Genomic DNA, 14,052 nt, shown 5'->3' with positions numbered 1-14,052 from the left:
TGTCAAGACAAAACTATTTGTCGATGGGATGGTTTCGAAGTTATTTGACGAGTGCCGGGGGGTTGTTCAGGTCGCGCGCCGAGTACGTGTCGCACGCCGATACCTGGCCGGTCGTGTATCCCGCAGCGAACCACTTCTGGCGTTGATCGGACGAGCCGTGCGTCCAGCCTTCCGGGTTGACCCGACCGGTTGACGCCTTCTGGATTCGGTCGTCGCCGACGGACGATGCCGCCGACAGAGCGTCGCGGATGTCGGTCTGCGTCAACGGCTTCAAGAAGGGCTGGCCGGTGGCCTGGTCCGGAATGGTGTCGGCGTAGTGGGCCCAGACTCCGGCATAGCAGTCGGCCTGCAGTTCGGTACGGACTGCGCCCGACTGTGCACCCTGCGGGTCGGACTGCGCCCGGCTGATATCGCCGAGTTGATTCTGAAGGTGATGACCGAACTCGTGAGCAACCACGTATTCCTGGGCCAACGGTCCAGCACTGGATCCGAAACGGTCGACCAACAGCTGGAAGAAGCTCGTATCGAAATATGCGGTCTGATCGGCGGGGCAGTAAAACGGACCCACGTCACTCGACGCCTGGCCACAACCGGTGTTGACAGAACCGCTGAACAGAACCACCTCCGGGCGCACGTATTTTGTCCCCGTCTGCTTGATCAGCTGCTGCTCCCACACGTCGTCGAGACTGCCGACGGTAAATGCAACCCGGCAGTTCACGTCGTTGTTGGCCTGCGTGCCGGTGCAATCGTCGACCGAGGCGAGGCCCGTCGACGAGCTGGCGCTGTCTGTGGAACTGCTCAGTCCGCCCAGGAGTGAACCGGGATCGCCACCGAACAGTAAAGCCAGGATCAGGACGATGATGCCGCCGGCGCCGCCGCCGATCGCCATCTTGCTGCCGCGGCTACCGCCCCCGCTGCCCTGAACTTGAACGCGCCCCGCTTCGCCGCGGGCCCCCTCGTTGAAGGTCATGTGTGTCGCTTTCTGTTCTCGAGAACAAGTGCTAACTGTCACTTCTGCTGATAGCTTCGCATGCGATGCGGGTCCGCGTTTCCGCTCTGGGCTGTTAGCTCCGTAGGATTACAGACCAAAGTAGTCGGTCGTCGGTTATTGGAAGTTGTTCGAAAGGAATCTCGTGCTGCGCACACATCTCGCCGGTTCATTGCGACCCGAGCAGGCAGAGCAGACAGTAACGCTCACCGGTTGGGTAGCCAGGCGTCGTGATCACGGTGGAGTGATCTTCATCGATCTTCGTGATGCATCCGGAGTTGCGCAGGTAGTTTTCCGGGCAGGTGACGTGGCCGAGCAGGCTCACCGTCTGCGCGCGGAATACTGCGTTCGCGTAACCGGAAAGGTCGAAGTTCGCCCCGAAGGCAACCAGAACTTCGAAATCCCCACCGGTGCAATCGAAGTCAACGCTACAGAGCTCGAGGTCCTCAATGAGAGTGCGCCTCTGCCGTTCCAGCTCGACGATCAGGTCGGTGAGGAAGCGCGTCTGAAGTACCGCTACCTGGACCTGCGTCGTGAAGGCCCCGGACACGCAATTCGTTTGCGCTCCAAGGTCAATGCCGCTGCACGTAATGTGCTGGCCCATCACGAGTTCGTCGAGGTCGAAACCCCGACGCTCACCCGTTCCACCCCCGAAGGTGCTCGCGACTTCCTGGTGCCGGCACGCCTGCAGCCCGGTAGCTTCTACGCGCTCCCGCAGAGCCCGCAGCTGTTCAAGCAGCTCCTCATGGTCGGCGGCATCGAGCGGTACTACCAGATTGCTCGTTGCTACCGCGACGAGGATTTCCGCGCCGATCGCCAGCCGGAGTTCACTCAGCTCGATATCGAGATGTCCTTCGTCAACCAGGACGACATCATCCTGCTGGCCGAAGAAGTTTTGTCGGCACTGTGGAAGCTCGTCGGCCACGAGATCAAGACGCCGATCGCGCGCATGACCTACAACGAGGCAATGCGTCGTTACGGCTCTGACAAGCCTGACCTGCGTTTCGAGATCGAACTCGTCGAGTGCATGGACTTCTTCAAGGACACCACTTTCCGTGTCTTCCAGGCCGAGTACGTCGGCGCCGTCGTGATGCCGGGCGGCGCGAGCCAGCCCCGTAAGCAGCTCGACGCGTGGCAGGAATGGGCAAAGCAGCGCGGCGCCAAGGGCCTTGCCTACGTATTGGTCGGCGAAGATGGCACCCTCGGTGGCCCCGTCGCCAAGAACCTCACCGATGCCGAGCGTGAGGGTCTCGCTGCTCACGTCGGCGCACAGCCCGGTGACTGCGTCTTCTTCGCAGCCGGTGCGACAAAGCCGATGCGCGCACTTCTCGGTGCCGCTCGCGGTGAGATCGCACGCAAGAAGGATCTCATCGACCCTGACGCCTGGGCTTTCGTCTGGATCGTCGACGCACCGATGTTCGAGCCGACGTCCGACGCCACCGCCTCGGGTGACGTCGCTCTCGGCTACTCGGCCTGGACCGCGGTGCACCACGCGTTCACCTCGCCCAAGCCGGAGTTCTTCGACACGTTCGATACCGATCCGGGCACCGCGCTCGCCTACGCCTACGACATCGTCTGCAACGGCAACGAAATCGGCGGCGGCAGTATTCGTATCCACCGCAAGGACATTCAGGAACGAGTGTTCAAGGTGATGGGTATTTCGGAGGAAGAGGCGCAGGACAAGTTCGGTTTCCTGCTCGACGCCTTCGCATTCGGCGCTCCGCCGCACGGCGGAATTGCCTTCGGTTGGGACCGCATCACCGCGCTCCTCGCCGGCATGGATTCCATCCGTGAGGTTATTGCATTCCCGAAGTCCGGTGGCGGCGTCGACCCGCTCACCGATGCACCGACTCCGATCACCGCGCAGCAGCGTAAGGAATCGGGCGTCGACGCGAAGCCCGAAAAGAAGGCTGAAGAAAAGAAGGCCGACGGCGATACTGCCGACGGCAAGTAGAGCTGACCGCGGATCACCATGCTGCATATGAGGGTGATCTGCCCGTCCGAGCGCACCGAGAACGTTCTCGGTGCGCTCGAGGCGCAGCTGGGTGTTACTCACATCGTCGTGTTTCGAGGCGCCGCTCTTTCTCCGCGGGGAGACATGGTGCAGGCCGATGTCGCCCGAGAGTCGGCAAACGAGGTCCTCGAAGCGTTGACCGCGCTCGGTGTCACCGAAGACGGCGGAGTGACGCTGGTCCCGGTGGAAACGGTGCTTTCAGCCTCGGCGCGAAAGGCCGAGCACGATGCGCCCGGCGATTCCGCAGACTCCATCGTGTGGGAGGAACTCCTCTCTCATACGCGTGAGGAATCCACTCTCAATCGAGTGTTTGTCGCCTTCCTGACTATTGCTTGCCTGCTGGCGGCAATCGGCGTGGTGACGGATTCGCCGATCACCATCGTCGGGGCGATGGTGGTCGGGCCGGAGTTCGGTCCGCTGGCAGCGCTTGCAGTGGCATTGGTCAGGCGTGACCGGAGGCTGCGTCGGCGTTCGATTCTTGCGCTCGTCGTCGCCTTCCCGATTGCAATGGGCGTGACCCTGTTGGCCACGTTCGTGGTGAAGATGTTCGGCTGGATGGACGTCGAGAGCCTCGAGACTTTGCATCAGGTTGATTTTGTCTACAAGGTGGGGCCCATCTCGTTTGTCGTGGCACTGCTGGCCGGTGCCGCTGGGATGCTCGCCTTGCTGTCGGAGAAATCTGCGGCCCTCGTCGGCGTTTTCATCTCGGTCACTACAGTCCCGGCAGCCGGATTTGCTGTGGTTGCCGCTGCTAACGGTGAGTGGCGAATTGCTGGACTGTCTTCCCTCCAACTTGCTGTCAATATGCTGGGAATTGTCACCGCCTGCGCGTTGGTGCTGTGGGTCAGGACCCGAGCCGACCAGGAGTTTGCTGCCGCCTTGAAAGGCATTTCGAGTCTGATCGACGACCAGAATTCACCGTAAGTGCAGAGGCGGTGACGCATGATTGTCATCACTAACGGGTAAGTTATGAAGCGATGACCGTATTACTGGCAGACCCCGTATCCGAAGTCGTGGCAGCTGCCGAGCAGTTGCTGACGCGCCGTACAGGGGCACCCGTCACCCTCGTAGATCCGACAGATCTAGGTGGAAGTGGCCGCACAATCGTGCTCCGCGTGAGAGTTGCCGAGAACCCGTTTTCGCTACCTCGCACCCTCGTGATCAAACAAGTCCGTGATCCCTACCTCGGGGTGAAGAACGGCGTGACGCCGCCGGCAGAAGTTTCGCAGGTATTCGAACCTGGCACCGCGTTCCTACGTGAGGCAGTGTCCTACCAATTCGCTAATGCACTGGCTCAGGATGCCCGCCCCGGTGCCGAGCTACTGGCCTACGACCTGGAGGCCAGGCTCCTCGTGCTCAGCGATCTCGGTGACGCCACCGCGATCAGTGTCCTGCTCGAAGACGCCGACGAAGACACCGTCACCAACACGTTGATGGCGATGGCTCAAGCTATGGGCCGCATGCACGCCGCCACCGTCGGCCGTGAAGAAGACTTCACCGCGCTGCTTCGGCGCGCGGAGGTTGCTCACAGCTCCGACGAAGTTGCCGATCAAGTCGGCCGCGTCGTCGCCAATGTGCCGTCGATGCTGGCCGATATCCTTGGCGTCGACGTAGCGCCAAGTGTTCTCGAACAGGTCCAGAACGCTCAGAACCTGTTCAGCGGCGGACGGTTCCGGGCATTCAGCCCGTCCGACCTATGCCCGGACAACATCATCGTCAACGGCGAAGGCGTCCGTTTCCTCGACTACGAGTGGGGCGGATACCGCGACGCTGTCCTCGACATCACCTATGCCCTCGTGTCGTTCCCGGGTTGCCTGTGCAATATCGACCTGACCGAAGAACGAGCGTCGGCAATGGTCGACGCGTGGCGATCCGAGGTTGTGGGGATGTGGCCGGCGCTGGCCGACGAAGCAGAAATGGGACGACGCCTGGTCGAGGCCCAGCTCATCTGGGTGTGGCTGAGTACGTATCTCTTCCTACCCAACGATCACTCGAGGATCGCGGCTGTGCGCGAGCATTACCTGTCGGTTCCCCGAACCGAAGCGCTGGTCGGGCGGTGGGCGCGATTGGCCCGCTCCGCAGAACTCAGTGGCAACACCGACGTCGAGGCCCACGCCCGTGAGGTGTTCGCTGCGCTCCGCGAGCACGGCTGATTCGATCCGGAACTGAAAAACCACCCGTGCCGCCGACGCGCGGGTGGTTTTATTTTCGGTGTTAGTTGTCGGTGAGCTCGTCGGCCTCGGACAGGTCCGTGGCGGCCAATGCTGTCACTAGATCGGGATGACGGAACGTCGACGTGACTTGATCCTCGACCACCCGGAATGCGGAAGCGAGCGTGGCGGACTTGTCGGGTTCTGTAGCCCACGTCGCGGTCTGTTCGACGACGATAATTCCGTGGTGGACGAACATCCTGCCGGGAACGAGAGTGATGCCCGCGTTGGTCGCCCAATCTCGCAGCGCCGCCAACCCCTGGCTGGCCCCCTGTGGCCCGCCGACCTCGATGTCGTCGCTCGACAACTGCAGGAGTGTGTCGATGTCTTGGGAGTTGAGTGCGTCGTGCCACGCGAGGACGGTGGCGATCTCGGAGGTGCTCATGGCCACACGCTATCGAAACAATTGCGTCGGTGCCCTCCGGTAGCGTCGTTTTGTGAGCGATTGGCAAGCTGAGGACAGCGTGATTGATGACAACGGTCTGTTCGAGGCCACACCTGAAGTGGCTGAGGCAGCGGACGAGCCTGACGTCGTCTCGGCTGCCGAGCGGGCTTTGGCGTCGGTGTCGTCGAGCGCTCCGCTGGCGGTACGGATGCGGCCGCGCACCCTCGGTGAGGTAGTGGGACAGCAACATCTACTCGGGCCAGGCGCGCCCCTGCGTCGGATGGTCGAGGGCTCCGGTGCGGCGTCGGTGCTGTTGTACGGGCCGCCCGGTACCGGCAAGACCACCTTGGCGTCGTTGATCTCGGGGGCGACGGGTCGACGGTTCGAGGCATTGTCCGCCCTGTCCGCCGGCGTCAAGGAAGTCCGCGGCGTCATCGAGCTTGCCCGCCGACGCCTTCTCAACGGTGAGCAGACCGTGCTGTTCATCGACGAGGTCCATCGCTTCTCCAAGACGCAGCAGGATGCCTTGCTGGCCGCGGTCGAGAACCGGATCGTTCTGCTGGTCGGCGCCACCACCGAGAACCCGTCGTTTTCCGTGGTGTCGGCGCTGCTGTCGCGATCACTGGTTCTGCAGTTGCAGGCGCTCACCGCCGCGGATATCCAAGAACTTCTCGAGCGCGCAGTCGCCGACGAGCGCGGCTTCGGCGGCGCAATCACCATCGCCGACGACGCGATGGAGCACTTGGTGCGTCTGGCATCCGGAGATGCACGACGCGCCCTCACCGCTCTCGAAGCGGCCGCCGGCGCAGCCATCGACACGGCTGGTGCAGCATCCGGACCCGTGGTGGTTGATCTCGCGACGGTAGAAGCGAGTGTCGACAAGGCTGCCGTTCGCTACGACCGCGACGGGGACCAGCACTACGACGTCATCAGCGCGTTCATCAAGAGCATCCGGGGTTCCGACGTCGACGCGGCGTTGCACTACCTGGCGCGGATGTTGACGGCCGGCGAAGACCCTCGATTCATCGCTCGCCGGTTGGTGGTGCACGCGAGTGAAGACATCGGTATGGCTGATCCGATGGCACTGCAAACGGCAATGGCTGCAGCTCAAGCCGTGCAGTTGATCGGTATGCCGGAGGCTCGGCTGGCTCTGGCGCAGGCAACTATCCACCTGGCGACGGCACCGAAATCAGGTGCAGTCATCGAGGCACTCGGTGCTGCGATGGCCGACGTAGCTGCAGGTAAGTCTGGGTTGGTCCCGCCGCATCTGCGTGACGGCCACTACAAGGGTGCCGAGCAATTGGGCAATGCGGTTGGTTACAAATACCCCCACGAGGCTCGTGACGGTGTTCTGAGACAGCAATATCCGCCGGATGAGTTGATCGGCGTCGACTACTACCGACCCACTGCCCACGGTAACGAGCGAGAGATCGCTGATCGGGTGGGAAAACTGCGTCGAATCGTGCGGGGTTAAAGCTGCAAGTGGGGTGCAGGTTACGCTGGACAGCGACAGTTCGACGCTCATGAAGGTAAGGACCGGTTAGTGCAAACCCACGAGATCCGCAGGCGATTCCTCGACCACTTCGTCAAGGCCGGCCACACCGAGGTCCCCAGTGCGTCGCTGATTCTCGACGATCCGAACCTTCTGTTCGTCAACGCCGGCATGGTTCCCTTCGTGCCGTACTTCCTCGGCCAGCAGACGCCGGCGTACACCCGCGCCACGTCGGTGCAGAAGTGCGTCCGCACCCTGGACATCGAAGAGGTGGGCATCACCACCCGCCACAACACGTTTTTCCAGATGGCGGGAAACTTCTCCTTCGGTGATTACTTCAAGAAGGAAGCCATCTCACACGCGTGGGAATTGCTCACCGGTTCCGTCGCCGACGGCGGCTACGGCATCGACCCGACGCGCCTCTGGGCAACCGTCTTCCATGACGACGACGAAGCATTCGCGATCTGGCGTGACGTCGTCGGTGTTCCCGAGGAGCGCATCCAGCGTCGCGGAATGGCCGACAACTACTGGTCCATGGGCATCCCCGGACCTTGCGGCCCGTGCTCCGAAATCTTCTACGATCGCGGCGCCGAGTACGGCATCGAGGGCGGTCCGGAAGCCGACGAGGATCGCTACATCGAGATCTGGAATCTCGTGTTCATGCAGAACGAGCGCGGCGCAGGTATCAGCAAGGACGACTACCCGATCCTCGGACCGCTGCCGAAGCAGAACATCGACACCGGCATGGGCGTCGAGCGCGTTGCATTTCTGCTCCAGGGCGTCGAAAATGTTTACGAGACAGACCTTTTGCGTCCCGTCATCGAGAAGGCTGCTGAGCTGACCGGCAGCGTTTACGGTGCCGATCACACGTCCGACGTTCGTTTCCGTGTCATCGCCGACCATGCTCGCACTGCTGCCATGTTGATCGCCGACGGCGTCAACCCGGGTAACGACGGACGCGGCTACGTCCTGCGCCGTCTGTTGCGTCGTATCGTGCGTTCGGCCAAGTTGCTCGGCAGCGAGCAGCCCACGATGCGTGAGTTCATGGTTGTCGTCCGCGACACGATGGCTCCGTCCTACCCGGTCCTCGAAACCGACTTCAAGCGCATCGAAAACGTTGCCGTCGGCGAAGAGACCGCATTCCTCAAGACACTGGCTTCGGGCTCGAAGCTGTTCGAGGGTGCAGCCGAAACCATCAAGGCTTCCGGCAAATCCGTCATCGCCGGTGATCAGGCATTTGCCCTGCACGACACTTACGGTTTCCCGATCGATCTGACACTCGAGATGGCGTCCGAAGCCGGTCTCTCGGTCGACGAAGACGGCTTCCGCACGCTCATGGCCGAGCAGCGCAAGCGCGCCAAGGACGATGCTCGTGCCCGCAAGCACGCGCATGCTGATCTCTCGGTCTACAAGGAACTGCTCGATCGCGGCCCCACCGAGTTCACCGGCTTCAACGAATTGGTATCCGAGGCTCACGTCCTCGCGCTGATCGTCGACGGCGTTCGCGTTCCCGTGGCCACGGCCGGTCAGTCCATCGAGGTCATCCTCGACCGCAGCCCGCTCTACGCAGAGTCCGGCGGACAGATCGCCGACATCGGATCGCTCACGGCGCCTGGCCTCGAAGCCAAGGTCAACGACGTTCAAAAGGTCGCCAAGAAGGTCTGGATCCACAAGGTGACGGTCCAGAAGGGCGAGATCACCGAGGGCGACGTCGTCCTCGCTCACGTCGACGCCGAATGGCGTAAGGGTGCAACCCAGGGCCACTCCGGTACCCACATGGTGCACGCGGCACTGCGTCAGGTGCTCGGCCCCAACGCCGTGCAGGCCGGCTCGCTCAACAAGCCCGGCTACCTGCGCTTCGATTTCTCTTGGCAGGGCGCTCTGACGGAGTCGCAGAAGCAGGAAATCGAAGCAGTCACCAACGAGGCCGTGGCGTCCAACTTTGCGGTCAACACATTTGTGACGGACCTCGACAAGGCCAAGTCGATGGGCGCAATGGCGCTCTTCGGCGAAAACTACGGCGACGAGGTTCGCGTCGTCGAAATCGGTGGCCCGTTCTCGATGGAACTGTGCGGCGGTACTCACGTCGGCAGCTCCGCGCAGATCGGTCAGGTCACTCTGCTCGGTGAGCAGTCCGTCGGATCCGGCATTCGCCGCGTCGAGGCGTACGTCGGTTTGGATTCGTACCGCTACCTGGCTAAGGAGCGTGCGCTTCTCGCCGGACTGTCCTCGTCCCTGAAGGTGCCGTCCGAAGAGGTCCCGGCTCGCGTCGAGGCACTCGTCGAGCGCCTCAAGGCCGCCGAGAAGGAACTCGAGCTGACCAAGGCCAAGGCTGTTCTCGCCTCGGCCGGGGAGTTTGTCGAAAAGGCAAAGCGCATCGGAAGCGTGCTTGTCATCGCTGAACCGGCACCGGCCGGCGTCGGCGGCAACGACCTCCGTGCGCTCGTCACCGACATCAAGGGCCGTCTGGGCTCCGAGCCCGCAGTGGTCGCGTTGCTCGGCGACATCGACGGCAAGGTCCCGTTCGTGGTCGCGTCCAGCAAGGGAGCTCAGGCACTCGGTGTGAAGGCCGGCGACCTCGTCGGTTCGTTCGGACCCAAGATCGGTGGCCGCGGCGGCGGAAAGCCCGACATGGCTCAGGGGTCGGGTTCCGACGCCACCGGAATCACGGCGGCGCTCGATGCGATCCGGGACCGGGTCTCAGAACTGGCAGGCGGCAGCTAACGGTGGTGGCGCTGCAGGGCCCCGATCGCCCCGGTCTCGACGACCCAGGCCGTGGCCGACGCATCGCGATCGATGTCGGCAGTGTTCGGATCGGGGTCGCATCCAGTGACCCCGACGGAATTCTGGCGACACCTGTCGAAACGGTTCCCCGAGCCAAAGAACGTGGACCCGACGCGCCGGATATCCGGCGAATTATCGCCATCGTGTCCGAATACGAGGCCGTGGAGGTTATCGTCGGACTGCCACAGACGCTGCGCGGCGAGCAAGGTAAAGCCGCCGGCATCGCCACTGCATTCGCTAAACGACTGCAGAGGGCCGTCGATCCGATCCCGGTGAGACTGTCCGACGAGCGACTGACGACGGTTACTGCTGCGCGCAACCTTCGCGAAAGCGGAGTCAAAGCTCGCGGTCAGCGTCCGATGATCGATCAGGCTGCGGCAGTAGAAATTCTGCAGGGTTGGCTGGACGAGCGGAGTAGAGCAGTGAAACCAGGGGAGTCGTCGGGGGACGCGCCTGCGGCGGAGGACGATCTGTGAACCAGCGGTGGGACGACGGCGATTCACATCGGCCTGCGCGTTCATTTGATTTCGACAACGACGAGACCATGGTCATGCGTGCCCTGCCGCAGACCATCGAACCGCCGCACATGTCGAGGGCCCAGGCACGCAAGCAACGTGAGGCGCAGAGCAAGCGCGCCAAGCGTGGCAAGAAGGTCGGTGTCGTCGCGCTCCTTTTCCTGGTGATCGCAGTTCTGGGCGTCGGTGCTTACGGCGCCACCTGGTACATGGACCGCAATAAGGCGGCAGAAGATTTTGCCGGACCTGGTGGCGCTCCCGTCGTGATCCAGATCAATTCAGGTGAGACGGCGTCGGAGATCGGTGCGACGCTGGCTGCGAAGAATGTGGTTGCCAGTTCTGCAGCGTTCTACAACGCCGCCGTGAAGAACTCCGCCGAAATTCAGAAGGTTCAGCCGGGCTTCTATCAGGTGCCCGTGCAGAGCAAGGCTTCCGACGCACTCAACTCTTTGGTTGCCCCGACCTCCCGCGTGGGATTGGTTGTGGTTGCGGCCGGTCGTCAGCTTCACGACACCGCTGACGCGCAGACCGGTGCCCTCAAGAAGGGCATTTACAACCTCATTTCGGAGGCCAGTTGCGTTGGCAGTGCTCCTGTCCAGAAATGTGTATCTGCTGACGAATTGAACACTGCCGGAGCATCTTCCGATCTCGCATCCTTGGGTGTGCCGAGTTGGGCAATGACGTCGGTCAAGGGTGTTCCGGACAAGGACCGTCAGCTCGAAGGTTTGATTGCTGCCAGCAGTTGGGATTTTGATCCCACGGCTACGCCGACGGAAATCCTGCGGACTCTGGTTCAGGGCAGTGCTGAAATGTATGAGGGGACAGGCATTCTGAAGGCTGGTAGCAGCGTCGGGCTGTCGCCGTACGAGCTGCTGGTTGCCGCTTCGCTGGTCGAGCGTGAAGCATTGACCGACGATATGTCGAAGGTCGCGCGAGTGATCATCAACAGGTTGGCTGTCAATCAGCCCCTGCAGTTCGACTCCACCGTCAACTACTCGCTCGACACCACCGAGGTTGCCACCACCGATGCCGATCGCGAGCGTGTCACGCCGTGGAACACCTACGCCATGCCGGGCCTGCCGGCCACACCGATCGCGTCGCCGAGCATCGACGCGCTCAAGGCCGTCGAATCTCCGGCGCCCGGCGACTGGCTGTACTTCGTGACCATCAACAAGCAGGGCGAAACACTCTTCACGAAGAGCTACGACGAGCACCTTGCCAATATTGTTCTAGCGCAGGAAAGCGGGATTCTCGATAGTGGTCGGTAAGCCGCGCAAGGCCGCAGTTCTCGGCAGTCCCATCGAGCATTCGAAGTCGCCGTTGCTTCACCTTGCGGCGTACAACGCATTGGGTCTGAATGATTGGACCTACGAGCGGATCGAATGCACCGGTGAGCAATTGCCGGCGCTTGTCGACGGATTGGGCCCCGAGTGGGTCGGTCTTTCGGTCACCATGCCCGGCAAGATCGCGGCACTCGAATACGCGTCGGAGCGCACTGCCCGCGCCGTTGTCATCGGATCGGCAAACACGTTGGTCCGCATCGACGGTGGTTGGCGAGCTGACTGCACCGACGTCGACGGCGTCAGTGGCGCCTTGATCGCCGGCGGCGTCGGGGATCTCACCGGGGCATCCGCAGTTGTTGTCGGCGCCGGCGGTACGGCGCGGCCCGCGTTGGTTGCCTTGGCGGACATGGGTGTTCGATCCGTGACTCTGATTGCCCGTGATCGAGGCCGTGCGTCCGGTGCCATCGATTGTGGCACTGCCGTCGGATTGAATGTTGAATTCCTTTCCTTCGACGACCCTCGTCTTGGTTCGGTGTGCGCTGACGCTGCAGTTCTTGTCAGCACAGTTCCAGCCGATGCGGCCGCGCCCTTTGCAGCGGAACTCGGCAAGGCGCGTTTTGTTCTCGACGCGATTTACAACCCTTGGCCGACGCCCCTCGCCTCGGCTGTCGATGCCGCTGGTGGAGTTGTCATCGGTGGTCTGGCGATGCTCCTCAATCAAGCCTTCGGTCAGGTAGAGCAGTTCACTGGCATGTCCGCTCCGCGAGAGGCGATGGCTGCGGCTATCGCTTAGCTTTGTCCACAGCGTCGGGGTAGTCCACAACATGATTTCTCATTCTGTTGGGTCGGGCGTTGCGCTGCATGCTCGTTCCCATGTGGATGTTGGTTGTGTTGGCGGTTGCGGGTGTAATGGCCGGTTCGGGTGCACGACTTCTTGCAAACCTGTGGTTGCGCCGAAACCTTTATGCGGGTTTTTCGGTCCGTCGTGGTGTGCCGGAATTGTGCGTCGCGGCTGGTTGGGTTGTGGTCGGTGTAGCGAATTCCTCGGTGGTGCAGCTTGTTTCCGGCCTGGTGGTTGTGTGGTGGTGTGTCGCCGTCTCGGCCGTTGACGTGGCGGTACGTCGACTGCCCAACAGTTTCACTCTGCCGGGGTATCTCGTTGTACTAGCCGGTGCTGCAGTTGCGGGAACGATGTGGGCAGCGGTAGTGGGTTCGGCAATGCTCGCCGGACTCCATCTCCTGATGCACGTGGTCTCGTCGAGTTCGCTGGGCGCGGGGGACGTGAAGCTCGCACTTCCGCTTGGCGCAATCACCGGGTTGGCCGGCGCGCAGGTGTGGTTGTATGCGGCGCTGTTGGCTCCGCTGTTCACCGTCGTGGTGGCCGTTGTGATGGCGAGGCGCTCGCACCTCCCGCATGGGCCGTCGATGTGTGGTGCGGCGCTGCTGGCCTTGGTCTTCGGAGCGATAGCGGAGGGATGACGTCTGTTTTCGAGTCAGGGTCTGCGGGTACGTGTGAAGTACTCGGATTCGGAGCTGTCGACGTGAGAAGAGATACACATGATCAATCTGAATGTGACGGTCGAACATCTTCGCGACCTCCTGAACAGTACTGCTCATGCGGAACTCGTGGCGGTAGGCGGTGGGATCGAAATCTTCGATCCCAATGAGGAAGGATTCCAAGTCGACGGTATCTCGGTGGTTACTCGGGAGCAGCTCTTCGACAAGCTGCCATCAGGCGGTGACCCGCCGAATGAGGGCGAACTGGCTTTGGCCGCTGCGTCATTGAGCCAGATGATCGCCGACCTGGGTGCATGACCAAGGCGCTCTGCTTCAGGCCCTGAGCCGGCAGACGCCGAAAGCCGGCGCCCTGGCCCTAGACGGCAAAGTCTCAGCGCTGAACTGCCAAGTGGGAGTTGCCGTTTTGCTGATCAACGCCGCGTTGCCATGGGTAGAGGTTCCGGGCGGCGAGATCTTGAAGCACAGTGCCATGGCAGCCCCGGCGATGCTCCCGCCACAGCAAGTCCGATGGCACTGGCTGAGGATGCAGTCGTGAGCGGCGAAGACAACGCCAGGCCACCCACCACGGTTACCGAATCGGTCACGCTGAGGTCAGCGACTCGAACCTGATCAGTTCCGCAAAGTCGTGCATCGGTATTGAGCGAGGCCGCGCACCGAGAAACAGGGCATTCACCCCGGATCTGCTTCGAAAAGGTAGATTTCGGGTACAGGTCGAAGAGTTCGCTCACTGCCTTCGAGCACACCATGCGACTGCCGCGAGCAGGTATGTGCCCACGCCCGGCAGGATGACTACGTTCCCAGCGCGTCGCCGGGATGTCGGGCACCACACGTCTGGCTCACCGAAGAGGTCTCCCTGTACGGCA

At 62.3% G+C, this 14,052-nt stretch carries 13 protein-coding genes; 11 read left to right on the top strand and 2 right to left on the bottom strand.

Annotated features, from left to right (window positions below; all coding sequences use genetic code 11):
- Positions 1 to 40: 40 nt before the first annotated feature.
- Complete coding sequence (gene ypfJ, locus QM600_RS11305) at positions 41 to 970, bottom strand: KPN_02809 family neutral zinc metallopeptidase (RefSeq protein ID WP_283261549.1); 930 nt, start codon at positions 968 to 970, stop codon at positions 41 to 43.
- A 163-nt stretch (positions 971 to 1,133) separates the two neighbouring features.
- Between ypfJ and aspS the strand changes: the two genes are divergently transcribed.
- From aspS to QM600_RS11290, 3 genes are read left to right on the top strand one after another with little or no spacing between them, the layout of a single operon-like run.
- Positions 1,134 to 2,942 (top strand): aspartate--tRNA ligase, encoded by a 1,809-nt coding sequence (gene aspS, locus QM600_RS11300; RefSeq protein WP_283261548.1) that lies wholly within the window; start codon positions 1,134 to 1,136, stop codon positions 2,940 to 2,942.
- 18 nt (positions 2,943 to 2,960) lie between these two features.
- Positions 2,961 to 3,926, top strand: a complete 966-nt coding sequence (locus QM600_RS11295; protein ID WP_283261547.1) for a DUF389 domain-containing protein — start codon at positions 2,961 to 2,963, stop codon at positions 3,924 to 3,926.
- Positions 3,927 to 3,979: 53 nt separating this feature from the next.
- Positions 3,980 to 5,155, top strand: coding sequence for a protein kinase family protein (locus QM600_RS11290; protein ID WP_283261546.1), 1,176 nt, complete (start codon positions 3,980 to 3,982; stop codon positions 5,153 to 5,155).
- Positions 5,156 to 5,216: 61 nt separating this feature from the next.
- On the opposite strand, the gene QM600_RS11285 is transcribed toward QM600_RS11290, so the two are convergent.
- On the bottom strand, positions 5,217 to 5,597 hold the full coding sequence (locus QM600_RS11285; RefSeq protein WP_283261545.1) for a nuclear transport factor 2 family protein: 381 nt from the start codon (positions 5,595 to 5,597) through the stop codon (positions 5,217 to 5,219).
- 97 nt (positions 5,598 to 5,694) lie between these two features.
- On the opposite strand from QM600_RS11285, the gene QM600_RS11280 reads away from it, so the two are divergent.
- The 8 genes from QM600_RS11280 to QM600_RS11245 all read left to right on the top strand — a co-directional run bounded on the left by QM600_RS11280 (position 5,695) and on the right by QM600_RS11245 (position 13,724).
- Positions 5,695 to 7,071, top strand: a complete 1,377-nt coding sequence (locus tag QM600_RS11280; RefSeq protein ID WP_502942942.1) for a replication-associated recombination protein A — start codon at positions 5,695 to 5,697, stop codon at positions 7,069 to 7,071.
- A 69-nt stretch (positions 7,072 to 7,140) separates the two neighbouring features.
- Entirely contained in the window at positions 7,141 to 9,813 is a 2,673-nt protein-coding gene (gene alaS / locus QM600_RS11275) for an alanine--tRNA ligase (RefSeq protein ID WP_283261544.1), read from the top strand.
- A 2-nt stretch (positions 9,814 to 9,815) separates the two neighbouring features.
- On the top strand, positions 9,816 to 10,349 hold the full coding sequence (gene ruvX / locus QM600_RS11270; RefSeq protein ID WP_283261543.1) for a Holliday junction resolvase RuvX: 534 nt from the start codon (positions 9,816 to 9,818) through the stop codon (positions 10,347 to 10,349).
- Positions 10,346 to 11,656 (top strand): endolytic transglycosylase MltG, encoded by a 1,311-nt coding sequence (locus QM600_RS11265; RefSeq protein WP_283261542.1) that lies wholly within the window; start codon positions 10,346 to 10,348, stop codon positions 11,654 to 11,656. Before ruvX ends, QM600_RS11265 begins: the two co-directional genes overlap by 4 nt.
- Positions 11,646 to 12,464 (top strand): shikimate dehydrogenase, encoded by an 819-nt coding sequence (locus QM600_RS11260; RefSeq protein ID WP_502942940.1) that lies wholly within the window; start codon positions 11,646 to 11,648, stop codon positions 12,462 to 12,464. The genes QM600_RS11265 and QM600_RS11260 overlap by 11 nt, the downstream gene beginning before the upstream one ends.
- An 80-nt stretch (positions 12,465 to 12,544) precedes the next feature.
- Positions 12,545 to 13,150 (top strand): prepilin peptidase, encoded by a 606-nt coding sequence (locus tag QM600_RS11255; RefSeq protein ID WP_283261541.1) that lies wholly within the window; start codon positions 12,545 to 12,547, stop codon positions 13,148 to 13,150.
- A gap of 78 nt (positions 13,151 to 13,228) precedes the next feature.
- Positions 13,229 to 13,486 (top strand): hypothetical protein, encoded by a 258-nt coding sequence (locus QM600_RS11250; RefSeq protein WP_283261540.1) that lies wholly within the window; start codon positions 13,229 to 13,231, stop codon positions 13,484 to 13,486.
- Positions 13,479 to 13,724 carry a hypothetical protein gene (locus tag QM600_RS11245; protein ID WP_283261539.1) on the top strand — a complete coding sequence of 82 codons (246 nt, stop codon included), beginning with the start codon at positions 13,479 to 13,481 and terminating at the stop codon, positions 13,722 to 13,724. Before QM600_RS11250 ends, QM600_RS11245 begins: the two co-directional genes overlap by 8 nt.
- Positions 13,725 to 14,052: the final 328 nt, after the last annotated feature.

The sequence above is a fragment of the Rhodococcus sp. IEGM 1379 genome, from assembly GCF_030056815.1.
Classification (GTDB): domain Bacteria; phylum Actinomycetota; class Actinomycetes; order Mycobacteriales; family Mycobacteriaceae; genus Rhodococcus_F.
This window is presented reverse-complemented; position numbering and strand designations above follow the sequence as displayed.